This window comes from Prauserella cavernicola (genome assembly GCF_016595675.1).
Taxonomy (GTDB): Bacteria; Actinomycetota; Actinomycetes; order Mycobacteriales; family Pseudonocardiaceae; genus Prauserella_A; species Prauserella_A cavernicola.
In genome coordinates, this window is record NZ_JAENJH010000002.1 from 517,161 (window position 1) to 538,721 (window position 21,561).

20 protein-coding genes are annotated in these 21,561 nt (G+C 69.5%); 9 read left to right on the plus strand and 11 right to left on the minus strand.

The window, feature by feature from the left end; all coding sequences use genetic code 11:
• Nucleotides 1-3: 3 nt before the first annotated feature.
• Nucleotides 4-1,779 (minus strand): gamma-glutamyltransferase family protein, encoded by a 1,776-nt coding sequence (locus JHE00_RS09040; RefSeq protein WP_200316880.1) that lies wholly within the window; start codon nt 1,777-1,779, stop codon nt 4-6.
• Between the two features lie 32 nt (nt 1,780-1,811).
• The gene (locus JHE00_RS09045) at nt 1,812-3,119 is read right to left on the minus strand and encodes a UDP-glucose dehydrogenase family protein (RefSeq protein WP_200316882.1); all 1,308 of its coding nucleotides are present in this window, start codon (nt 3,117-3,119) and stop codon (nt 1,812-1,814) included.
• A 143-nt stretch (nt 3,120-3,262) separates the two neighbouring features.
• On the opposite strand from JHE00_RS09045, the gene JHE00_RS09050 reads away from it, so the two are divergent.
• Nucleotides 3,263-4,021: an SDR family NAD(P)-dependent oxidoreductase gene (locus JHE00_RS09050; protein WP_200316884.1), complete on the plus strand. Its 759-nt coding sequence runs from the start codon at nt 3,263-3,265 to the stop codon at nt 4,019-4,021.
• Here JHE00_RS09050 and JHE00_RS09055 read toward each other — a convergent pair.
• Complete coding sequence (locus JHE00_RS09055; protein WP_200316886.1) at nt 4,018-5,655, minus strand: TM0106 family RecB-like putative nuclease; 1,638 nt, start codon at nt 5,653-5,655, stop codon at nt 4,018-4,020. The genes JHE00_RS09050 and JHE00_RS09055 overlap by 4 nt on opposite strands.
• An 11-nt stretch (nt 5,656-5,666) precedes the next feature.
• On the opposite strand from JHE00_RS09055, the gene JHE00_RS09060 reads away from it, so the two are divergent.
• Entirely contained in the window at nt 5,667-6,161 is a 495-nt protein-coding gene (locus JHE00_RS09060) for a DUF6474 family protein (protein WP_200316888.1), read from the plus strand.
• Between the two features lie 4 nt (nt 6,162-6,165).
• Here the strand turns inward: JHE00_RS09060 and JHE00_RS09065 are convergent, their stop codons facing one another.
• The 6 genes from JHE00_RS09065 to JHE00_RS09090 form a co-directional block, all read right to left on the minus strand.
• The gene (locus JHE00_RS09065) at nt 6,166-7,101 is read right to left on the minus strand and encodes a TauD/TfdA dioxygenase family protein (RefSeq protein WP_200316895.1); all 936 of its coding nucleotides are present in this window, start codon (nt 7,099-7,101) and stop codon (nt 6,166-6,168) included.
• A gap of 152 nt (nt 7,102-7,253) precedes the next feature.
• Nucleotides 7,254-8,216 (minus strand): glycine betaine ABC transporter substrate-binding protein, encoded by a 963-nt coding sequence (locus JHE00_RS09070; RefSeq protein ID WP_200316897.1) that lies wholly within the window; start codon nt 8,214-8,216, stop codon nt 7,254-7,256.
• Nucleotides 8,213-8,992: an ABC transporter permease gene (locus JHE00_RS09075; protein ID WP_200316899.1), complete on the minus strand. Its 780-nt coding sequence runs from the start codon at nt 8,990-8,992 to the stop codon at nt 8,213-8,215. Before JHE00_RS09075 ends, JHE00_RS09070 begins: the two co-directional genes overlap by 4 nt.
• Complete coding sequence (locus tag JHE00_RS09080; RefSeq protein WP_200316907.1) at nt 8,989-10,149, minus strand: ABC transporter ATP-binding protein; 1,161 nt, start codon at nt 10,147-10,149, stop codon at nt 8,989-8,991. Before JHE00_RS09080 ends, JHE00_RS09075 begins: the two co-directional genes overlap by 4 nt.
• Complete coding sequence (locus JHE00_RS09085) at nt 10,142-10,789, minus strand: ABC transporter permease (protein ID WP_200316909.1); 648 nt, start codon at nt 10,787-10,789, stop codon at nt 10,142-10,144. The genes JHE00_RS09080 and JHE00_RS09085 overlap by 8 nt, the downstream gene beginning before the upstream one ends.
• Nucleotides 10,786-12,534, minus strand: coding sequence for a BCCT family transporter (locus JHE00_RS09090; protein WP_200316911.1), 1,749 nt, complete (start codon nt 12,532-12,534; stop codon nt 10,786-10,788). Before JHE00_RS09090 ends, JHE00_RS09085 begins: the two co-directional genes overlap by 4 nt.
• A 254-nt stretch (nt 12,535-12,788) precedes the next feature.
• On the opposite strand from JHE00_RS09090, the gene JHE00_RS09095 reads away from it, so the two are divergent.
• From JHE00_RS09095 to JHE00_RS09115, 5 genes are all read left to right on the plus strand, one after another.
• The gene (locus tag JHE00_RS09095; RefSeq protein WP_200316913.1) at nt 12,789-13,313 is read left to right on the plus strand and encodes a hypothetical protein; all 525 of its coding nucleotides are present in this window, start codon (nt 12,789-12,791) and stop codon (nt 13,311-13,313) included.
• 53 nt (nt 13,314-13,366) lie between these two features.
• Entirely contained in the window at nt 13,367-14,071 is a 705-nt protein-coding gene (locus tag JHE00_RS09100) for a YcnI family copper-binding membrane protein (protein ID WP_200316915.1), read from the plus strand.
• On the plus strand, nt 14,068-14,637 hold the full coding sequence (locus JHE00_RS09105; protein ID WP_200316916.1) for a copper resistance CopC family protein: 570 nt from the start codon (nt 14,068-14,070) through the stop codon (nt 14,635-14,637). The genes JHE00_RS09100 and JHE00_RS09105 overlap by 4 nt, the downstream gene beginning before the upstream one ends.
• A gap of 2 nt (nt 14,638-14,639) precedes the next feature.
• Complete coding sequence (locus JHE00_RS09110) at nt 14,640-15,662, plus strand: CopD family protein (RefSeq protein ID WP_200316917.1); 1,023 nt, start codon at nt 14,640-14,642, stop codon at nt 15,660-15,662.
• A gap of 131 nt (nt 15,663-15,793) precedes the next feature.
• Nucleotides 15,794-17,878 (plus strand): tetratricopeptide repeat protein, encoded by a 2,085-nt coding sequence (locus JHE00_RS09115; protein WP_307831868.1) that lies wholly within the window; start codon nt 15,794-15,796, stop codon nt 17,876-17,878.
• A 155-nt stretch (nt 17,879-18,033) separates the two neighbouring features.
• Here the strand turns inward: JHE00_RS09115 and JHE00_RS09120 are convergent, their stop codons facing one another.
• Together JHE00_RS09120 and JHE00_RS09125 are read right to left on the minus strand one after the other, a co-directional pair.
• Complete coding sequence (locus JHE00_RS09120; RefSeq protein ID WP_200316918.1) at nt 18,034-18,921, minus strand: aminoglycoside phosphotransferase family protein; 888 nt, start codon at nt 18,919-18,921, stop codon at nt 18,034-18,036.
• Nucleotides 18,922-18,938: 17 nt separating this feature from the next.
• The gene (locus JHE00_RS09125; RefSeq protein WP_230423589.1) at nt 18,939-20,246 is read right to left on the minus strand and encodes a helix-turn-helix transcriptional regulator; all 1,308 of its coding nucleotides are present in this window, start codon (nt 20,244-20,246) and stop codon (nt 18,939-18,941) included.
• A gap of 355 nt (nt 20,247-20,601) precedes the next feature.
• Here JHE00_RS09125 and JHE00_RS35820 point away from each other — a divergent pair, with 355 nt between their 5' ends.
• On the plus strand, nt 20,602-20,937 hold the full coding sequence (locus JHE00_RS35820) for a hypothetical protein (RefSeq protein WP_200316920.1): 336 nt from the start codon (nt 20,602-20,604) through the stop codon (nt 20,935-20,937).
• A gap of 13 nt (nt 20,938-20,950) precedes the next feature.
• Nucleotides 20,951-21,400, plus strand: coding sequence for a hypothetical protein (locus JHE00_RS09135; protein ID WP_200316921.1), 450 nt, complete (start codon nt 20,951-20,953; stop codon nt 21,398-21,400).
• The last annotated feature ends 161 nt before the right edge of the window (nt 21,401-21,561 follow it).

The window sequence follows — 21,561 nt, forward strand, 5'->3', positions numbered from 1 at the left end:
CGCTCAGCGGCCCACCGCGTAGCCCTGCATGCCGCGGGCGTTGGCCGCGGCATGCAGCAGGCCGCTCGCGCGGTCGCGCGAGACGGCCGAGAGCCTGCCCAGCGCCCACGGACCCGCGTCCACCACGTCGTGCCCCCGCTCGCGCAGTTGCTCCAGCGCGGCGGCGCCGATCCGCGACTCCACGACGAGCTCCTTCGGTGTCCACGCCCTCGGGTAGAAGGAGCTGGGAAACGCCGTGGTGTGCCAGGCTGGCGAGTCGATCGACTCCTGCAGGTTCAGCTCGCCGAGGGTGTGGGCGAGCCAGAAGCACAGCTGCCACTGGTCCTGCTGGTCGCCGCCGGGGGTGCCGAACGCGATGGTCGGCTCGCCGCCGCGCAGCGCCATCGACGGCGAGAGCGTGATCCTCGGACGCCTGCCGGGGGCCAGCGTGTTCGGCAGGCCGTCCTCGAGCCAGAACATCTGCGCCCGCGAGTCGAGGCAGAAGCCGAGCTCCGGGATGGTCGGCGAGGACTGCAGCCAGCCGCCGGACGGCGTCGCCGACACCATGTTGCCGTCGGCGTCCACGACGTCGATGTGCACGGTGTCGCCCCGGACCTGGCCCTGCGGGCCCACGGTCGGCTCGCCGATCGCGCCGACGCCTGCCTGGGCGCCGCGGGTCCTGGCGATGACCTCCGGCAGTCTCGGGTCGAGTCCACCCGGCCGCAGTTCGTCGCTCGCCTCGTCGCCGATGAGCTTGCGCCGTTCGTCGGCGTACTCGCGGGAGAGCAGCCAGTCGAGCGGGACGTCGCCGCTGTCGCCGTAGTAGGCCTCGCGGTCGGCGAACGCGAGCTTGGCCGCCTCCGTGGCGAGGTGGATCGTCCGCGCCGTCGGCACACCGTCCACATACGACAGCTCGTCGCGCAGTCCCTCCAGCAGCCGCAGCTGCTGCGCCAGCACCGGGCCCTGCGTCCAGGCGCCGCACTTGACCAGGCTCCACTCGCCGAAGTCGGTCACCACGGCGTCCTCGTAGGTGGCCTCCCACCCGGCGAGGTCGTCGGCGGTGAGCAGGCCCGCGTGGTCGCGGCCCGAGTCGTCGCGGAACGCGGTGCGGCTAAAGGCCTCCACGGTCTCGGCGACGAACCCGTGCGACCACGCGCGCCGCGCGGCGTCGATCTGCGCCTCCCGGCCCTGCACCGTCTCGGCCTCGGCGAGCAGCCGCTGCCACGTGCGCGCGAGCGTCTGGTTGCGGTGCAGCGAACCGGGAGCGGGTGCCTCGCCGTTGGGCAGCCACAGCTGGGCCGACGAGGGCCAGTGGTGGGCGAAGAGTTCGGCGACGGCCACCACGGTGTCGGTGATGCGGCCGACCACCGGCACGCCGTTCCAGGCATAGGAGATGGCGTGCCCCAGCACGTCGCGCAGCGTCTTGGTGCCGTGGTCGCGCAGCATCAACAGCCACGCGTCCCACGCGCCGGGGACGGTGGCCGCGAGCAGCCCACTGCCGGGGATCAGCTCCAGACCGAGGTCGGTGAAGTGCCGCGGCGTCGCCGCCGAGGGCGAGACGCCCTGACCGCACAGCACCTTCGGCGTGCGGTCGCTCGCCGTCGCGAAGATCGCGGGCACCTGCCCGCCCGGCCCGTTCAGGTGCGGTTCGGCGACCTGCAGGACGAACCCCGCCGCCACCGCCGCGTCGAAGGCGTTGCCGCCGTCCTCCAGCACGGCCATGCCCGCCGCTGAGGCCAGCCAATGGGTGGAGGCGACCATGCCGCGGGTACCTGCGAGCTCGGGTCTGGTGGTGAACACGACCCGACCCTAAGGGCGAACGGTTGGTTCGCTCAACTAACGGAAGTGGCCCGCACGGTGGCCCTCGGCCGCCCGATTCCCTGCCAGCTCAGCCCCGCGTTGAGCACCGTTCGCGGTTCCAGCAGGTTACGGCTGTCCACCACAGCGTCACCGTGCATCAGCTCCGCCATGTAGGTCCAGTCCAGCCGGGTGAACTCCGGCCACTCGGTGAGCACCACCACAGCGTCTGCGCCCTTCGCGACCTGATAGGCGTTGTCGACCACCAGCATCCCAGGCAGTTCGCCACCCACCGCGGGATCGAAGGCCGTCACCTCGGCGCCGTGCGCGCACAGCACCGACGCGATCGACAGCGCGGGCGAGTCGCGCAGGTCGTTGGTGCCCGCTTTGAACGCCAGCCCCAGCAGTCCGATCCTGGCCCCCGCGAGGCTGCCGCCCACCGCGCCCGCGATCTTGGCGATCACCCGGTCCCGCTGCGCGATGTTCTGCTCCACCGCCGCGCTGAGCAGGTCGAAGTCGAACCGCACCGACTCGGCGATGTTGAGCAGCGCACTGGTGTCCTTGGGCAGACACGAGCCGCCCCAGCCGGGCCCCGGCTTGAGGAACGACCGGCCGATGCGGCGGTCGTAGCCCATGCCGCGCGTCACGGGTTCGATGTCGGCGCCGAGCCGCTCGCACAGCTCGGCGATGGAGTTGACGAACGAGAGCTTCATCGCGAGGAAGCAGTTGGCCGCGTACTTGACCAGCTCGGCGCTGGCGGCGTCGGTGACGACGGCCGGGGCGTGCAGGCCCTCGTAGAGGTTGGCGACCCAGTCGGCGGCGCCAGGTGTGTCGGAGCCGACGACGATGCGGTCGGGGCCGAGGAAGTCCGAGACGGCGGTGCCCTCCCGGAGGAACTCGGGGTTGGAGACCACGGCGAGGTCCGGGCGGCCGGTGAGTTCCTGGATCCGGCGCGCGGTGCCCACGGGAACGGTCGACTTGGTGATCAGCGCGCACCCGCTCGGCAGCACATCGGCGATCTCGCCGACCACCTGCTCCACCGCCCGCAGATCCGCCGCGCCACCCGCCCCCATCGGCGTCGGCACGCACAGGAACACCCCGTCGGCGTCGCGCACCGCCTCTCTCGCCCCCACGACGAAGGACAGGCCGCCACTCGTGAGGCCGCGGGCGACGAGCTCCGCGAGCCCCGGCTCCATGATGTCCACCCGGCCGGCGGCGAGCCGGGCGACTTTCGACTCGTCGACGTCCACGCAGGTCACCCGGTGACCCAGGCTGGCAAGACACGCACCCGTGGTGAGCCCGACGTAACCGGTCCCCACCACCACGATTCGAGCTGCGCTCATATACCGACGGTCACACCCGCAGTTGACCTGCGAGCGAACGCGGAGGGAACCAGCAAGCAGCCATTGGCGAACGAATGAACCCGGCCACGGGGCGCGAACGAGCGTTAACCTGATGCGGATTCACCGTGTCAGAAAGGACGACCATGCAGATCAACGACACCGCGGCCCTCGTGACGGGTGGCGCGTCCGGGTTGGGCGGCGCCACCGCGAAGGCGCTCGCCGGCCAAGGCGCTCACGTCTTCGCGCTCGACCTCGCCGCGTCGATCGAGAAGGCAGACCAGGTCGAGGGCATCACCTACGTCGAGGCCGACGTGACCGACCCCGAGCAGGTCAGGGCCGCGGTCGACACGGCGGCGGGCTCCGGCGTGCCGCTGCGCACCGTCGTGAACTGCGCGGGCATCGGCCCCTCCGCGCGGATCCTGTCCAAGAAGGGCCCGCACGACCTGAACCTCTTCCGCAAGGTCGTCGAGGTGAACCTGATCGGCACCTTCAACGTGGTCACGGTGGCGAGCGAGGCAATCGCCAAGACCGAGCCGCTGGCCGACGACCAGCGCGGCGTCGTGATCAACACGGCGTCGGTGGCCGCCTACGACGGCCAGATCGGCCAGATCGCGTACTCGGCGTCCAAGGGCGGCGTGGTGGGCATGACCCTGCCGGCGGCACGAGACCTGGCCTCCCACGGCATCCGCGTGATGACCATCGCCCCCGGCATCATCGACACCCCCATGCTCGCCACCGTGAGCGACGAGTTCCGCGCGGGACTCGCCGCGGGCGTGCCGTTCCCGAAGCGGCTCGGCCGCCCCGACGAGTACGCCCAGCTGGCGCTCGACATCGTGCGGCACGACTACCTCAACGGCGAGGTCATCCGCCTCGACGGCTCGCTGCGGATGGCGCCGCGCTAGAGGTCGCCCATGAACGGGACCTCGCGCATCACCGGGCCGCTCATCCACTCCCTGAGCGTGTGGGTGGCCAGCACGTCGTCCTCGTTGTAGCGCAGCAACCGTTCGCGCTGAACGGGATCGGGCGCGTCGCCGTCCATCCCCACCGCGTCGCGGTACCAGCGCATCGACGCCTCACCGCCGGCTTCCGGGTCACGCCACCGGAAGCCGGCGACGGGCGCGACGACCTTCAGCCCCTTGCCGTGCGAGCACAGGAACTGGTCGGACACGCTGCGGAAGAGATCGACCCACTGCTCGGAGTCCACAAAGGAGCGGACCTCGGCCTTGGTGGGAATGCCGTCCATCCCGGCGAAGCGTTCCACCGAGCCGAACAGCCAGCGGTTCTCGGCGAGCGCGTTGTAGCAGTAGGCACGGAACGTCAGGCCCGCCGCCTCCGTGCGGGCCCGCACGTCGGACAGCCACGTCCAGAACTCCGCGAACGAGCGCGCCTCGTCCACAGTGGGCAGCGGCTCCCACGACACGAAAGCCCGGTACCCCTGCGGCACCCCGAGGTCGGCTCCGCTGAGCAGGCAGCCCCACATGTACGCACCGGAGTCGCCGAAGCTCTCCATGTCGATGTCGACCTCGACGTCGCCGCGCGGCACGGTCACCTCGGTCACCCTGCGCACCACCGTCAGGTCGGCGAGCCACGCCCGCGCGAGCGCCACGGCGTCCTCGAACGTCGTTCCGGTCCACTGGATCGGCGACTCTTCGTCGACGTGCAGCGCCGCGAGCTTGTCCACGGTGCCGATGCCCGCTCTGCGCAACTCCATCGCGTCCTCGCCGCGCACGACGAGGCTGACGTCCCTGATGCGGGTCAGATCCGCCTCGCACACCGGCCACCACGGACAGCGCCGGCACTCCAGCACGCGCGACGGCTCGGCCAGCGCCTCGAGCCGCCCGGCAGCGGCACGGGCGACGGCCAGCCGGTCGGCGAAGCGCTCGTCGTACTCGGTCAGCGTGGAACGCCCGCCAGGCCACGTCGCGGCCGCGAGGTCATGCCACACCACCACGTCGGCGTCGAGCCCGATGACGCCGCCGAGTGCCCTGCCGCGCTCGGCGTGGCCGATCGCCTCGAGCAACCTGCGCAGGTGGGCCAGCCGAAGCTGGTCGCGCGGATGCGAACGGAGCTTGCGGGCGGGATCGGATCGCGCGTGCGACGGGTCGACATCGGTCATCGCCGTGGTGCGCGCGCCCTCGCCGGGATCGGTGATGCGGTGGCGCACCACCAGCACCGGCACGTAGCCCTCGCCGGTGCGCACGAGCAGCTCGACACCGCCACGCCTGCCACCCTCGGTGTCGGCGGGCAGCAGGGCGCCCCAGATGAACGGGACACCGTCCTCCAGCGCCGTGCGCGTGAGCCCCACCCGATCGGATGGAGCCAGCTCGGCCGGCACCACGGTCCACGCCGAGTCCGAGGCCTCGCGCAGGCGCTGACCGATGTCGGCCCGGTGCGTCCTCGCGTCGGCGATCCGCTGCTCAGCAGCCGGATCCGGAGGGGCCTGCGGCGCCTCGCGCATGGTCGGATCGTTGTCGAGATGCACGCGCCGACGGCAGCGGGTCACCACTCCCGCGTCCAGTAGCACCTCGTTTGCCATACGCTCACTGTATGAGAGGGCACCGACACTCCCGAGACAAGGCCGACGAGGCCGCCGGAAACGTCGAGCACGAGTCCGCGCTCACGCCGAAAAAGGCGCGCAACGCCGTCAAAGTGGCCAAGGTGATCATCCCCGCCGCGGTCCCGGTGCTGGCCCCGATCGCCGTGCGCGCAGCGGGCGCGGCCCGCGACGCCTACGACCGCTACCAGGCGCACCGCATGGGCGTGAGCGTCGACCAGCTCAGTGAGTTCACGGGCAAGGGCGGCGCGTCACTCGCGCGCATCGCGGGCGCAGCGGAGGGCCTCACCCAGCTGCGCCGCTCACCGAAGGTCACCGACGAGGACCTGACGTTCGTCGAGCGCAGCCAGGGCACCCTGGAACAGCTCGCGGCGTCGGTGCGCGCGGCCGAGCACATGCCCTCCGCGCGTCGCAAGGCGGCTCATCGAGCCGTGGCGGCGGAGCTGGAACACATCGAGTCCCAGCTCCTGCACCGCCTCGGCATCTAGCGCACTAGAACGGGCGGTCGCCCGCGATGGCGACGCGCTCCGCGACCCTCGGGTGCGGGGTGTAGTCGTTCACCGCGTAGTGCTGCGTCGCGCGGTTGTCCCAGAACGCCACGGCGTTCTGGGTCCAGCGGAAGCGCACCTGGTACTCCGGCACGTGCGCCTGCGTGAACAGGTAGTGCAGCAGCTCGTCGCTCTCGGTCCGGTCGAGCCCCACGATGTGCGTGGTGAACGCCTGGTTCACGAACAGCGTCCGCCTGCCGGTCTCCGGGTGCTTGCGCACCACTGGGTGCTCCATCGGCGGGAACTGCTCCTGCCAGCTCGCCAGCAGGGCCGGGTCGGAGAAGCGGTCGAAGCCGGGCAGGTAGTCGTGCACCGCGGTCAGCCCGTCGATTCGGGCCTTCACGTCGGCGGACAGGTTGTCGTATGCGGCGGCCATGTCGGCCCACATCGTGTCGCCGCCGACCGGCGGCACCGTGACCAGGCGCAGCACCGAACCCAGCGCCGGGTTCGGACGGAACGTCACGTCGGTGTGCCAGATGTTCTCGAAGCCCGGCATCGCGGCGCTGCGCTCGAACCTCGTCACCTCGTCGGTGTCACCGGCGGGGATGAACGGGTTGGTCTCCAGCTCGCCCCAGTTGCGCGCGAACGCTCGCTGCTGCTGCGGCGTGATGTCCTGGTCGCGGAAGAACACGACCTTCCACTCCAGCAGCGCGCGGTTCAGCTCGGCGCGCAGTTCCGGCGTGAGGGGCTCGGAGAGGTCCACGCCCTCGATCTCGGCGCCGATGACGCGCCCCAGCGGGCGCACGTCGAACAGCTCGTAGGGCGTGGAGGACTCCACCCCGTCGGGAAGCCGGTTCAGTACCCGGGGGCCTTCGAGAATTCCACCGGCGGGCACCCGTGCTTCGCGCAGGATCGACCGATCAGACAATTCCAGAGTCATGGCGAACTAATTCCTTACTGTCTAAAACTAAATGGGATCCGGTAAGTGCCTCAACACGGCGGTGAGCCGAGGCGGCCGCGCCGCAGGAGCAAGGCAGAGATACCGGAGCGATCCCAGACAGCAGACATGTTCGCCATGATTCCAGAAAAAGCTCAGCTGATGAAGCCCTTCTCGATCATCCAGTCGCGGGCCACCTGAGCGGGGTCCCGTCCGTCCACATCGACTTCCTTGTTCAACTCGATGATTTCGTCGTTGTTGAGGGCCTCGGTGATCGGCGCCATCACATCGGCGATCTGCGGGTGCTGCTCGAGGAAGTCCTCACGCATGGTCACCGACGCGTTGTACTGCGGGAAGAACCGCTTGTCGTCCTCGAGCACCCGCAGGTTCAGACCCGCGATGCGCCCGTCGGTGGTGAAGACCTCACCGAAGTTGCAGGTGCCGCTCGCCACGGCACTGTAGATCGCACCGGTGCCGAACGTCTTGGTGTTGGCCACGTCGAAGCCGTATGCCTTCTGCACACCCGGCATGCCGTCGGGCCTGCTCGCGAACTCCGTCTCCACGCAGAAGACACCCTGCTGCGGGTTCTCCTTCAGGAAGTTCGTCATGTCCGTGGTGGTCTTCAGGTTGTTCTTCTCAGCGAAGGCCTCGGTGGTCGCGAACGCGTAGGTGTTGTTGACCTGCGAGTACGGCAGCCACACGATGCCGTTCTGCTCGAGGTCGGCCTTGCGCACCGCCTCGTACTGCTCGTCCTCCTGCGCCAACGGCTTGTCGTAGCCGAGGTAGGACAGCCAGCCCGTACCGGTGTACTCCCACTGCAGGTCGATCTGACCGTCGATCAACGCGTAGCGCGAGCTGTTGGAGCCGTTGATGTTGGTCAGGTCGATGGCGTTGGCGCCTGCCGCCTCCAGGGCGAGCTCGGCGATGTAGCCCAGGACGATCTGCTCGGTGAAGTCCTTGGAGCCGACCGTGACGTCGACGCCCTCGAGTTCGGGCACCGGCTTGATCGAGCCCGGCTGCACCTCGAACGGCAGCGCGGCGTTGACGGTGAGCCCGCACGCCGACGTGGTGGCCATCAACAGCGCGGCACCGAGGACCGCGCGCATCTTGCGCCTCATGACAGTCCCTTCGGTCCGAGGTACTCCTCCAGCAGCGCGCCGATCCAGTCGATCAGCAGCGCGAGCCCGACGGCCAGCACCGCGCCGACCACGAGCACCGAGACGCGGTTGAGCTTGTAGCCGGTGTCGACGAGCTCACCGAGCCCCCCGCCGTTGACGAAGAACGCCAGCGTCGCCGTACCCACGGCCAGCACCAGCGACGTGCGCAGACCCGCGAGGATCAGCGGAACCGCCAGCGGCGCCTCGATGCGGAACAGCACGCCTCGCGACGACATGCCGATACCCCGGCCCGCGTCGACCAGCGCCGGATCGACCGACTGGATGCCCACGATCGTGTTCCGCAGCACCGGGAGCAGCGAGTAGAAGGCGATCGGCAGCGCGGCCGCCCACAGCCCGTCCCACTCCGTCCACAGGAAGAACAGCACCAGCACACCCAGCGCGGGTGCCGCCTGGCCGATGTTGGCGATGCCGATGAAGATCGGCGCGACCGGCTTGGCCCACGAGCGCGTGAGCACCATGCCCAGCGGGACGCCGATGCCGACCACGATCGCCGCGACGACGACCGTGATCAGCACGTGCTCCCACGTCTTGGCGAGCAGCACGCTCGCCTGGATGGACTCGGCCTCGATGCTGTCGTTGCTGCGGGTGAACGCCCACAGCAGCACCAGCCCGACGATCACCAGTACCGCGACCGGCTGGGCGAGCAGCCGAACCCGGTCCGCGCGACGCGAGCCTGACTCCGTCGAGAAGCCCTGGACCTTCGTCGTACTGCTCACGAGGCTGCGCTCCCCGCGTCGTGCTCGTCGCGCAGCTGCTGGATCGTGTTGGTCACCGTCTCGATGTCGATGGTGCCGACGTACTCGCCGCGCGAACCCGTCACCACGGCGTTGCCGCCCTCGGACAGGATCGCCTCCAGCGCGTCCTGCAGCGTGGACTGCGTGCTCACGTTGTCGCCGACCGGCCGGCCGACCGTGGCGAGCGAGCTCGCGGTCGACAGGTCACGCACGTGCACCCAGCGCTGCGGGCGACGCCGCGCGTCCAGCACGAGCGCGTAGGTCTTGCCCTGCTCGCTCATCTGCTTGCGCAGTTCCGCGGGCGAGCTGTCCGGGGCGACGACCGTGAGCGCGTTGTCGTGGTAGTTGACATCGCGCACCCGCAGCAGCGTGAGCTGCTTGAGGGAGGCACCCGCACCCACGAATCCGGCCACCATGTCGTTGGCCGGGTTGGCGAGGATCGCCTCCGGGGTGTCGAACTGCTGGATCGTCGACTGGTCACCCAGCACGGCGATCTTGTCGCCGAGCTTCACGGCCTCGTCGAAGTCGTGGGTGACGAAGACGATCGTCTTGCGCAGCTCCAGCTGCAGGCGGAGCAGCTCGTCCTGCAGGTTGCCTCGCGTGATGGGGTCGACCGCACCGAACGGCTCGTCCATCAGCAGCACCGGCGGGTCGGCGGCGAGTGCCCTCGCCACGCCGACGCGCTGCTGCTGGCCACCGGAGAGCTGCCGGGGGAAGCGGTCGCGGTAGACGCTCGGGTCGAGGCCGACGAGGTCCATCATCTCGTCGACCCTGTCGCCGATCTTCTTCTTCTCCCAGTCGAGCAGCCCCGGCACCACCGCGATGTTCTGCGCCACGGTGAAGTGCGGGAACAGGCCCGCCTGCTGGATCGCGTACCCGACCTTGCGGCGGAGGGCGTCGGCGTTGAGCTTGAGCGTGTCCTCACCGCCGATCGTGATCGTGCCCGAAGTGGGCTCGATCAGGCGGTTGATCATCCGCATGGTCGTGGTCTTGCCACATCCCGAGGGGCCGACGAAGATCACGATCTTGCCGGCCGGGATCGTCATGTTGAAGTCCTTCACCGCCGGCTCCCCGGTTCCCGGGTAGCGCTTGGTGACGTTCTCCAGCTGAATCTCTGCGCCACTGACGGTCTCAGCCACGGATACCCCTCGAGATGGTGAAGCGAGCGATCAGGAAATACACGCCCTCAAGAAGCAGGGCGAGGATGACGACACCGAGCGTGCCGGCGAGCGCCTGGTTGGTCGCGTTGGCGCTGCCGGCACGCGTCAGGCCCGAGAAGACCTCGCTGCCCAGGCCGGGACCCTTGGCGTAGGCCGCGATCACCGCGATGCCCATGAGCATCTGGGTGGAAACGCGCATCCCAGCAAGGATCGCCGGCCAGGCGAGTCGTAGCTCGACCCTCGTCAGCACGGAGACCCGGTTCATCCCGATGCCCTTGGCGGCGTCGGAGATGGCCGGATCCACGCCGGCGAGGCCGACGATCGTGTTGCGCGTGATCGGCAACAGTGCGTAGAGCACCAGCGCGATCACGGTGGGCACGGCACCCAGTCCGAAGACGGGGATGAGCAGGCCCAGCAACGCGAACGACGGAATGGTGAGGATCGTGCTGGCCAGAGCCGTCGCCACGGCGGAGCCGATCGGGCTGCGGTACACCGCAACGCCGATCAGCACGCCGATGACGGCGGCGATGAGCGTGGACTGCACGACCTCGCTGACGTGCAGCCACGCTTGCAGGGACAGCCGATCCCACCGATCGGCTACGTAGTCGAGGAGATTCACGGCCTGCGGCTCCGGAACGGACGTCGACGGAGCTTCGGCTGCTCAGCAGCCCGCTCCTCGTGCATCTCTTCGAGCGATCGCATCATCTCGTCCTCCCTGATCACGAGGGGGTCGTGCCGCAGATCGCGGAACAGCGCGACACACAACGCCACCATCACGAACACGAATGGCACCGCCACCAGGATCGTCAGGTTTTGCAGACCTGTGAGTCCGCTGTCCCCTCCGACCAGGAGCATCACGGCTGCCACCGCACCGGTGAGCACACCCCAGAAGATGACCACGCCCTTCTTGGGCTCCACGGAGCCTCGTTGCGAGAGCGTGCCCATCACGACAGACGCGGCGTCCGCGCCCGACACGAAGAAGATCGACACCAGGAGCATCACGAGCACGGCGATCGGAATGAACCACGGCAGGTGCTGCAGCAGTTCGAACGTCGCCGCTTCCTCGCCACCCGCACCGGCGATGTCCACACCGTTGCGTTGCTGGTCGATGGCGGCGCCACCGAAGATCGCGAACCAGACCAGGCTGACCACACTCGGCACCGCGATGACGCCGATGATGAACTGCCGGATCGAGCGGCCACGCGAGATGCGGGCGATGAACATGCCGACGAAGGGCGTCCAGGAGATCCACCAGGCCCAGTAGAAGACGGTCCAGCCGCCCAACCAGGTCTGCATCTCCTCGCCACCGGTCACACCACTGCGGCCCGACATCTCCGCGAGCTCGCGGAAGTAGTCGCCGATGGCATTGGGCACGAGGTTGAGGATCAGCACCGTCGGGCCGACGACCAGCACGAACAGCGCGAGCACCGCCGCGAGCACCATGTTGATGTTGGACAGCCACTGGATGCCCTTGGCGACACCGGAGACGGCCGAGGCGATGAACGCCACGGTCAGCAGCGCGATGATGCCGACCAGCAGGCCGGTGCCCGGGTTGTCGATCCAGTCGACAGCGGCCATGCCACCGCCGACCTGCAGCGCACCGAGACCCAGCGATGCGGCGGAGCCGAACAGCGTCGCGAAGATGGCCATGACGTCGATGGCCTTGCCCAGCGGGCCCTCACTGCGCGACTTGCCGATGAGCGGAGCGAACACCGCACTGATCAGCTGCGAACGGCCGCGGCGGAAGGTGCTGTAGGCGATGGCCAGACCGACGACCGCGTAGATCGCCCACGGGTGGACGGTCCAGTGGAACAGCGTCGTGGCCATAGCGGTGTGCACGGCCTCGTCGGAGAGCGGCGCGGCGCTACCGGGAGGCGGGCTCGCGAGGTGCGAGACCGGCTCGTAGACACCGAAGAACATCAGGCCGATGCCCATACCGGCGCTGAACATCATGGCGATCCACGATGACGTCCGGAACTCGGGCTTCTCGTCGTCCTTGCCCAGCCGGATCCGGCCGTAACGGCTGATCGCGATACAGACCGCGAAGATCACGAAACCGCTGGCGGTGAGCACGAAGGCCCAGCCGCCGTAAGGGATGACCGCCTCGTTCAGCAACGTGCTCGACACGTCGGCGAGGCTGGTCGGTGAAAGAACTCCCCAGATCACGATAACGAGTGCCAGAGCCGCGGCGATACCGAAGACGAGGCGGTCTGTGCTCGCCGGCTTGTCAGCGGCGACGACGGGAGGCACGTGCTCGTCGGGATCCGGCGTTGCGGCGGCGGCGCCGGTTTCCTCCGGCGCGTCTGCCGGATCTTCCACCGCCGTTCCAGCTGTCACCCTGTCTTCTTCAGAGTCTTCAGACATATGCACGCACCTCCGTTGGAGGCGCGGCCTCCTTTCGTACCCGTTAACCCGACCGGGTTAACACCCTAGGCCCTGGCAAACGTTGCCCAGTCACTGCCGGTGCACCCCCGGGGCCTTCGATGTGGACATACCGTTGCCTATCCAGCAGAAATCAGCAACAAGAGATGCACGAAACGTTGCGAAGTTTCGACAATCGCAATACAGCGCCCGGGGAGTGCGACAGCCCGCCGGTCAGCTTCCCATACCCTGTGCGAGTGAGCAGCTCATCGCCATCTCGCGCAGCGTTACCGACCGCGCGCGGCGTTCTGCTCGCCACCTCATCGGCGGCATTGGCGATCAGTGCGCACGGCAGCGCCGACGGTGAATTCCCGCACCTCACGACCACAATTCTGCTGACAGCGGTGATCGGCTGGGCGGCCACGGCTGCCGCAGATCGCACGCGTGGCGTGGCCGGGGTCCTGCTCGTGCTCGGCAGTGCGCAACTGGCGATGCACCTGGTGCTCACCGAGCTCTCCGACCACGCGGCAGGCGGCATGGGCATGACGCTCGCGCACGTCGTGGCCACCGTGGTCACCGCACTGCTGCTCGCTCACGCGGAGTCGATGCTGCTGGCCGCGGTGGCGACGCTGTACCTGTTTTTGCCGCTGGTGTGGTCCGCGCCTCCGGTGCCTTCGGCCACACCTGGTCGCACGGTGGTGCGTCCCGCGGGCGGGGTCGCGTTCGCGGAGGTGCTCCTGCGCCGGGTTCACGGCAGGCGCGGGCCGCCCGTTCTGTCCTGAACAGCCGATTCGAAGTCCTCGAAGGACCACTTCATTCAGGAGAGAACACCCCAATGTCGACACATCAATTCTTCCGGCGCGCCCTCGTGCTCTCGGCGACGCTCGGCGCCACCGGTCTCATGACGGCAGGCGTCGCGTCCGCGCACGTCACCGCCGACGTCTACGGCAGCCAGCCGGAGAAGGGCGGCTACGGCTCCGTCGTGCTCCGCGTGCCCAACGAAGAGGAGCAGGCAGGCACAGTCAAGGTCGAGGTCACCATCCCGGCCGACTACGCGATCAGCTCCGCGCGCACCAAACCCGTGCCCGGCTGGACCGCCGAGGTCACCAAGCAGGACGTGGTCAGCAAGATCACCTGGACCGCGGAGCGCGGCAGCGAGATCCCGGCAGGAACCACCTCCTACCAGGAGTTCTCGTTCACGGCGGGACCGCTGCCCGAGGACGTGGACACGCTCGTGCTGGCCACCGCGCAGACCTACTCGGACGGCACGGTCTCGAACTGGAACGAGGAGCCACAGGGCGGCGAGGAGCCGGACAGCCCGGCTCCCACGGTCGAACTGGCCGAGTCCTCCGGCGGCGGACACGGGCACGGCGCCGAGCACGCGTCGGCCGAGTCCGCCGAGGCCGAGGACACGGCGGCGGCGTCCTCCAGCGACGACACCGCCCGGTGGCTCGGCGGAGCCGGACTCGCCGTCGGCGCGCTCGGCCTCGGCGTCGGCGCGGGCGCCATCATCGTCGCTCGCAAGAGGACGCGGTCGTGAGGCGCGCGCTGGTCGTCGCGGGCGTCGCCCTGCTGGCGCTGCTCGGCGCGGCCGGGCCCGCGTCCGCGCACAACACGCTCATCTCGTCCGACCCCGCCGAAGGGGCCAGCCTCGACTCGGCGCCGAGCACCATCACGCTGACGTTCGACCAGGACGTGCAGCAAGCCCAGGTCAACGAGGTGGCGGTCACCGGACCCGACGGCAGGCAGTACGGCGAGGGCACGGTCGAGGTCAACCGCAACGTGGTGACCTCGCAGGTCCAGCCGCTCGGTCCCGCCGGCGAGTACGTGATCGGCTTCCGGGTCCTCTCCGCCGACGGACACCCGGTGTCGGAGGAGATCCGGTTCACGCTCACCGCGGCAGGTCAGGGCACGGGAGCGCCGTCCTCGCCCGAGGCGGGCGCGTCCTCGGGGCAGGACACGCCCGCGCAGCAGGCGAACCAGGGCCAGGACGGTGACTCGTCGTCCGGCGTGCCGGTGTGGGTGTGGATCGTCGCCGCGGTGGTGCTGCTGCTCGCCGGTGTGACGGTCGCGCTGCGCATGGGTTCGTCCTCGGAGGACAAGTAGTCATGACCAGAGCCGAGACCACCTCGCCGCCCAGGGTGGGCGTGCTGATCAGCGTGCTCGCCGCCGCGCTCGCCGGTGTCGGAATCGGCATCGCGCTGACGGCGACCGCTCCGGTCAGCGGTGTCACCCAGGTCAGCGGGGTGGTCTCGGTCGGCATCCCGATCGTGCGGGTGCTGCTCGACATCGCCGCGGTGACGGCCATCGGCCTCGCACTGCTGTCGGTGCTGGTCGGCTACGACCGGCCCAAGCTCACCGATCCGGTGCTGCGCAAGGCCAGGCCCGCCGCGGTGATCGCCGCGCTGGTCTGGGCGGTGACCTCGCTGATCACGCTCGTGCTCCAGACCGCCGAGTACAACCCCGGCAAGGGTGCGGTCGGCCTGGGCGACATCGCGGACTACGTGGTGGCGGTCGGCGCGGGCAAGGCCCTGCTCATCGTCGCCGTGCTCGCGCTGGGCCTGACGGCCCTGAACATGCTCACACTGCGGCACGGCGAGAAGGTTCCCGCCGAGGTCAGGGTGGGGCTCGGCCTGTTCGCGCTGCTGCCGTTGCCGGTCACGGGGCACGCGTCGAACTGGTCGTTCCACGACTACACGATGATCTCGATGGAGCTGCACGTGATGAGCGCCGTCGCCTGGACCGGCGGCCTCGGTGCCATGGCGACGCTGCTGATCGGCAACCGAACGCTGCTCGCCTACGCGCTGCCCCGCTTCTCCAAGCTCGCGACGCTGTGCCTGGCGATCTCGGCGGCGACCGGCCTGTTCAACGGGATCGTCGAGGCCAACCTCAACCCGACGATGGACCTCTGGACGGCGCTGTTCACCACGCCGTACGGCCAGCTCGTGCTGCTCAAGCTCGCCTGCACGGTGGCGATCGCGGGTCTCGGCGCCTACACCCGCTGGCGGCTGCTGCCCAGGATCATGCGGCACCAGCGCACCGCGCTGGCGACGTGGGCGACGCTGGAGCTGACCGTCATGGGACTCGCCTTTGGCTTCGCGGTGGTGCTCACGCGCGCGCCCGTCGCCTGACACGGGCGCCCGACGCGGACGGCATCACCCGTTGGGCCGAACAGCTCAATTCTCTCGTTTTCCGGTATCCACGCCGCCACGCTGCGCCATGATCACCCCGGCCACGCCAGTGCGCTTTCGGAGGAGACCGCGTGACGACCGAGCCGCACCTGCCGCTGCAGCGAGGCAGCTCCAGCACCACGAGCACCCCGCGCGGCGGCGAGTCGGACGTTCCTCGTCAGCTCAAGACGCCCCCGGCGAGGTTCACCAACCGCGAGCAGGAGCTGGCGAGCCTGCAGGCCCGGCTCGACACCTCCACCGGCAGGCCGCTCGTGCAGGTGATCAGCGGGCCTGGCGGCATCGGCAAGACCGCGCTCGCGCTGCGCTGGCTCGGCGGGATCGCCGAGCGCTACCCCGGGGGCGCGTTGCAGGCGAGTCTCGGCGCGTTCGACCCGACCGGCCCCGTTCCGGTCGGCGAGGTGCTGGGCCAGTTCCTGCGCGCACTCGGCGTTCCGGGGAGCCGCGTGCCGGTCGACGTCGACGAGCAGGGCGGGCTGTTCCGCACGCTCACCGCCGCTGCGCCGATGCTCGTGCTGCTCGACAACGCGGACTCGGAAGCCCAGGTGCGGCCGCTGATCCCGGCCGCGGCCGACAGCCTTGTGGTGGTCACCAGCAGGCGTCCGCTGGGCGGGCTCGCCGTCGACGAGGGCGCGCGGCTACTGACGCTCGAGCCCCTCACGGCCGAGCATTCCATGACCCTTTTGCGGGACACTCTCGGCGCTGATCGCGTGGATACTGAACGGGCACACGCCACAACGATCGTCCGTCTCACCGCGGGCCTGCCGATCGCCTTGTGCTCGGTGGCGGGCCGTCTCGCGGCGAAGCCGAAGGCGACGCTGGAGCGGACGGCCTCCGACCTGAGCGTCGGCAGACGGCGGCTCGCGGTGCTGTCGGCAGGGAAAGAGGGGGATTCCGTGCAGGCGTCGTTCGACCTCGCCTACCAGGCACTACCACCGGAGGCAGCGAGGACCTACCGGCTGCTCGGACAACACCCGGGGGCTGAGTTCGGCGTCGGCGTCGCGGCGGCAGCCGTGAACGGTCCCGCCGCCACCACGCGACGGCTGCTCGACGAACTCGTCGAGGTCAACATGCTCACCGAGCCCGAGGACGGCCGGTACGCGTTCCACGACCTGCACCGGCTGCACGCCGTGGAGAAGGCCGAGGAGCACGAGACCGGCGACGACCGCAGAGACGCCCAGCTGCGAATCCTCGAGTGGTACCTGCGCGGCGCGCGTTCCACGGCCCACCTCGTGACGCTCGACCAGGAGCCGATCCCCTACGAGTACGTGCACCGCCGTCCCGACGGCTCCTCGCTGCCCAGCGAGGACGAGGCGCTGGACTGGCTGGAGCGCGAGCGCACCAACCTCTTCGCCGCCATGCAGGCCGCCGCGCAGATCGGCATGCCTGCACTCGGCTGGCAGCTAGGCGACGCGATGTGGCCGCTGTTCCTGCTGCGCAAGCACTACCGCGACTTCCTGACCGTGAGCCAGCTCGGCGTGGACTGCGCGAAGCGGTGGGGCAACCGCGCCGCCGAGGTGATCATGCGCAACCGCTGCGGCGCCGCCTGCCGCGGCGCGGGCCGGTTCGACGAGGCCGTGGAGCACTACACCGCCGCGCTGCGGGCACTGCCGGCCGACGGCGACCAGGTGGCTGCCATCCGGTCGGTCGAGGGACTCGGCCTGGTGGCGCTGGCGCAGGGCAGGCTCGACGACGCACTGCGCGAGTTCGACGACGACCTGCACAGGTCGCAGCAGTTGGAACGCGCCCACGACATCGCGCTCGCACAGGTCAACCTCGGCGTGACGCTCACCAGGTTGGGCCGGGCGGGCGAGGCGATCGAGAAACTCGAGCAGGCGCTCGGGCTGCTGACCGGGCAGCACGACTCCTACAACGTGGCCCGCGCGCGCATCGACCTCGCCAGGGCACTCGCGCTGGAGGGCAGGACCGCGGAGGCGACCGAGCACGTCACCGAGGCTCGCGAGGCGATGCGGCAGAGCGGTTCGGCGTTCGAGGAAGCCAGGGCGATGCAGGTGCTCGCCGAGGTGGCCGAGTCGGCGGGCAGGGCCGACGAGGCGAAGGAACGCTACGAAGCGGTGCTGCCGATCTTCACCGAGCTCGGCAGACCCGAGGCCAGCGAGGTCCGCGAACGGCTTCGCCAGGTGCAAAACCCCAGCTAGTGACGCTAAGTGGCTGCAAATTGCACCTTCAGAGTGGCGCTTGATGCGTCCGGGGTGATCGGTCGGGGCGAAATTACTACCCCGAGCGATCGCCGAAATCGCAAACGACGAACGGTCAGTTCCTGTCGTTGAACGAATGCGAAAACGACGCTGTGTCACCGATAGCGGAGCCACCGCGTGTGCTGGTGGCCCGCGCGGAGGTCCTCCAGCCGCCGGTGAAGTTCACGGCGCACGGACGGATGGCTGCGCATGATGGGCAGCACGCTGGTGGTCAGCTTGAGTTCCCTGGCCGCACGCAGCGCACCGAAGCCGTCCCAGGTCGTGACGTCGAAGCCGTAGGTACTGGCCAGCGCCTCGTACCACGCCGAGGGGTCCCCGAAGCGCTGTCGGCCAACGGCGAGGGGCACCAGGTCCCATTCCGGCGGGCCCGCGCAGGCCGAGTCGAAGTCGCACAGGACCGGTCCGTCCGCGCCGACGATGACGTTGCCGGGGTGGGCGTCACCGTGCACGAGTGCCGTCGGCAACGCGAACGTCAGCCCGGCGAGGCTGCTCTCCACCTCGCGGCAGCGTTCCAGCAGGAAGCGGCGGTCGGTGGGGGCGAGCTCCTCGGCGTCGGCCACTCTCGCGCGCACGGCGGCGAGCGGTTCCCAGTGGCCGACGCCGTCCGGCGCAGGCAGTGCGTGCACTTGGCGCAACAGGGTGGCCAGTTCCGCCGAGGTGGCCCGTCTGCCGGTGCTGGGCACCTTCTCCCACACCGTCACCACGTGCTCGCCGACGTGCAGCGGCTGCTCGACACCCGGAACGAGCCGGATGGCGGGCACCGCGTGGTCCGCGAAGTGCCGGGCCACGGCCACCACCTTGCTCGCCCGGTGCCGCAGCGCGCGGGACCCGACGATCCGGATCACGACGGGATCTGCGGCCAGGGAGTACACGGCGTTGTTGGTGAACCGCAACAGCGTCGCGTCCCGGTGGTCCAGACCGAGCCGGGCGCACGCCCGCTCCAGGACCTGATCCAGCTTCTCCCTGGTGAACCGCCCGTTCACGGGTCGTGCGGCGGCCGCTACGCGAAGAACGTGGTGATCCGTTCCACGAGATCGCGCGCGTCGGCGTTGTTGCTGCGCCGCACCGCTTCCTCCTTCAGCGGGCGCATGCGCTGCTCGATCCGGGCGGACTTGAGGCCCTCGGCGGCGTCGAGCGCCTTGCCGCCGATCTTCGCGCCGTGGTCGATGTCGCCGTCGATCATGTGGTTGGTGGCCAGCATGCTCAGGTTGAAGGTGCGGCTGCGCGCCATGTCGTCGCCGTAGGTCTCGATCGCCCTGGACAGCGCCGGAATCGCGTACTTCGTGTGCGAGGCGTCGGCCTGGTGCGCGAGTGCCGTGTGGACCGTGCCGACCATGGCGTGGACGTCGGTCTCGTTGAAGAACCGCACCCACGACTCGGCGTTGGCCAGGTCGGCGCGCGCGAACTCGTCGCGGGTCCGGCCCAGCAGCTTGATGGCCTGTTCGGCGTTGCCCATCATCGCGTAGGCCCACGCCTCGTTGGCGCAGAGCACCGCCACCGCGAGCTCCGAACCGGACTCCTGCGCCGCGATCTGTCCCAGCTGGAACAGCTTCAGCGCGTCGTTCGGCGCCTCCTGGTGCAGGTAGACGCGTCCCATGCGGTACAGGATGTTGGCCACCAGCGGGTGGTTCTCACCCTGCTTCGCCAGGTCGAGCGCGTTGGCGAAGTGCCCCCGCGCGGAGTCGATGAGTCCGATGTCGAACGAGGTCCACCCGGCCAGACTGTGCAGGTCGGCGAGTGCGACGTAGAGCCGGGACTTGACCAGTTCCGCACCGCTGGCCTGGAGCATCTGCTGCCCCCAGGAGAGCTGTGCGACGACGGCATCCCGGCAGAATCCGCCGCCGTACTGGTAATCGAGCGAGCGGAGCGCTCTGGTTGCCGCTTCCACCTGCCGGACATCGGTCATGCCGATCCGGCCGGGTGCCGGTGTCCTTGCGGGACTCGCGGCCCAGGCGTCGGAAGCCGGTCCGAAGACCGCGGCTCCCATCGTGACCTGGGCAGCGTGCGCGAGGAACTTCCGCCGTTTCACGGACTCGTCCTCCTCAGCCTGCTGCTCGTCGGGCGACCCGACGACCTGAATCTCCGTGGCCTCGTCGTAGGCGAGACCCATGTACCCACGGGGGATGCCCAGACCTGTGGAGATCCTGGAAAGCACGTCGTAGGCCATCACCTGACGTCCCTTGAGGATCTCCGAGACCTCGGACTGCGACTGGCCGGTCATGGCAGCGATCTGTCGCTGTGAGACGCCGTGTTTGCGCAGCTGGCGGTAGACCTCGCTGATGTTGCGGGCCGCGAGGGCATCCCGCATCTCCGGTTCTTCCCAGAGATCCGGGTTGATCCGGCCCTGCTTGGCGTCACCTGTGTCCACGAGCGGCCCTCCACAGTCCTGTCGGGCGTTGGTTAGCAGCGTAAGCACCCCTATTGAACCCTGCGAAACGCTGTTTACGCCCCCTGATCGGCCGGGGTGAAGTTCCTCGACCGCTTAACGTGGAACCGAGGCCGGTCGCCGCTATGACGCCTGCCAAGGCTTCTTTCGGCGTTCTTTTCGTCGCAATGTAGTTCGCAGATCTCCGTGGCCAGGTGAACACCCACCGCAATCACGGAGAGCGATCAGCACAAGGACAGGCTCGAAGCGCCAGACGCCGGGAAGAGCGGAGAGGGACGTGGAGTTCGTGCACTCGATCACAGCAGGACGTGCTGCGACCGGTACGACGTCCGCGCACCGTGCTCCCGTCGGCGAGAAGGCGCGTCAGCCCCTGTCGTCAGCGCCGACGGCAGACCCCCGCGCCACCGGCGCCCGCAGGCACGAAGGCGGGCAGGTCGTGTGGCGCGTGCAGTGCGGCGACCTGATCAGTCGCGAGCGTTGCCTGACGGTGTTCGTAGACGACGACGAAGTGGTGCTCGTGGGGCCGCCCGGAGAATCGGCGCGGCTCACGGCAGGCCAGCTCGGCCAGCTGCGAGCAGCGCTCAACGAAGCCGCCAAACTGGCGGAAAGGTAACGGTGAGTTCCAGGTGGATCAGATCCTCGGGCAGGTTCTCCGCAATGCTGTGTGGGAACGCCTCGACATGCTCTCCGACCTGGCGAGCCGCGCGGACGCGCCTTCACTGGTGTCCGTGGCGCGGTCCGAGCTGCCCCGGCTGACCGAGGGCTGGCGCGCCATGTTGCGTGCCCACGAGCCGGACGAGCGCGGTGACTGCCCCACGTGCTCCACGCGGTGGCACAAGTGCAAGGCTCCGTGCACCGTGTGGCAGGTCGCTCACGAGCACCTGGTCGCGGGCGGTCTCGCACCCCAGCAGGACACGCGGCGAAGGGGGCGCAGGCATGCGACCTCCGCCGCCCAGCAGTCTCACGCGGTCCCCACGCCGGCTGAAACCCAGCCGGTCCCGCAGCAGGGCAAGCACGCCCTGGTCCCCACGCCGGTGTCAGCCCGGCACGCCATCACCGGGACCCCCGCCCGGTAGGCGCCGAGACGGCGAGGTGACTCGCCAAATTCCGGCGGCCGGTTTGTCCGTACCCCCGAGCGCGATGAACCGGTCGCCGGTCACAACATTCGGCGATTAATCGAAAAAACCCCGGCCAACCTATGGCGGAAGAGCAAATCCGCAGTTAGCGTGGCCAGCGA

Coding starts and splice junctions, on each gene's coding strand:
- JHE00_RS09045 (WP_200316882.1), bottom strand. CDS start 3,119: ATGAGCGCAGCTCGAATCGTGGTGGTGGGGACCGGTTACGTCGGGCTC.
- JHE00_RS09100 (WP_200316915.1), top strand. CDS start 13,367: ATGTCGACACATCAATTCTTCCGGCGCGCCCTCGTGCTCTCGGCGACG.
- JHE00_RS09070 (WP_200316897.1), bottom strand. CDS start 8,216: ATGAGGCGCAAGATGCGCGCGGTCCTCGGTGCCGCGCTGTTGATGGCC.
- JHE00_RS09050 (WP_200316884.1), top strand. CDS start 3,263: ATGCAGATCAACGACACCGCGGCCCTCGTGACGGGTGGCGCGTCCGGG.
- JHE00_RS09060 (WP_200316888.1), top strand. CDS start 5,667: ATGAGAGGGCACCGACACTCCCGAGACAAGGCCGACGAGGCCGCCGGA.
- JHE00_RS09090 (WP_200316911.1), bottom strand. CDS start 12,534: ATGTCTGAAGACTCTGAAGAAGACAGGGTGACAGCTGGAACGGCGGTG.
- JHE00_RS09055 (WP_200316886.1), bottom strand. CDS start 5,655: ATGGCAAACGAGGTGCTACTGGACGCGGGAGTGGTGACCCGCTGCCGT.
- JHE00_RS09125 (WP_230423589.1), bottom strand. CDS start 20,246: ATGCGGGATGCCCTCGCGGCCCGCAACATCAGCGAGGTCTACCGCCAG.
- JHE00_RS09065 (WP_200316895.1), bottom strand. CDS start 7,101: ATGACTCTGGAATTGTCTGATCGGTCGATCCTGCGCGAAGCACGGGTG.
- JHE00_RS09110 (WP_200316917.1), top strand. CDS start 14,640: ATGACCAGAGCCGAGACCACCTCGCCGCCCAGGGTGGGCGTGCTGATC.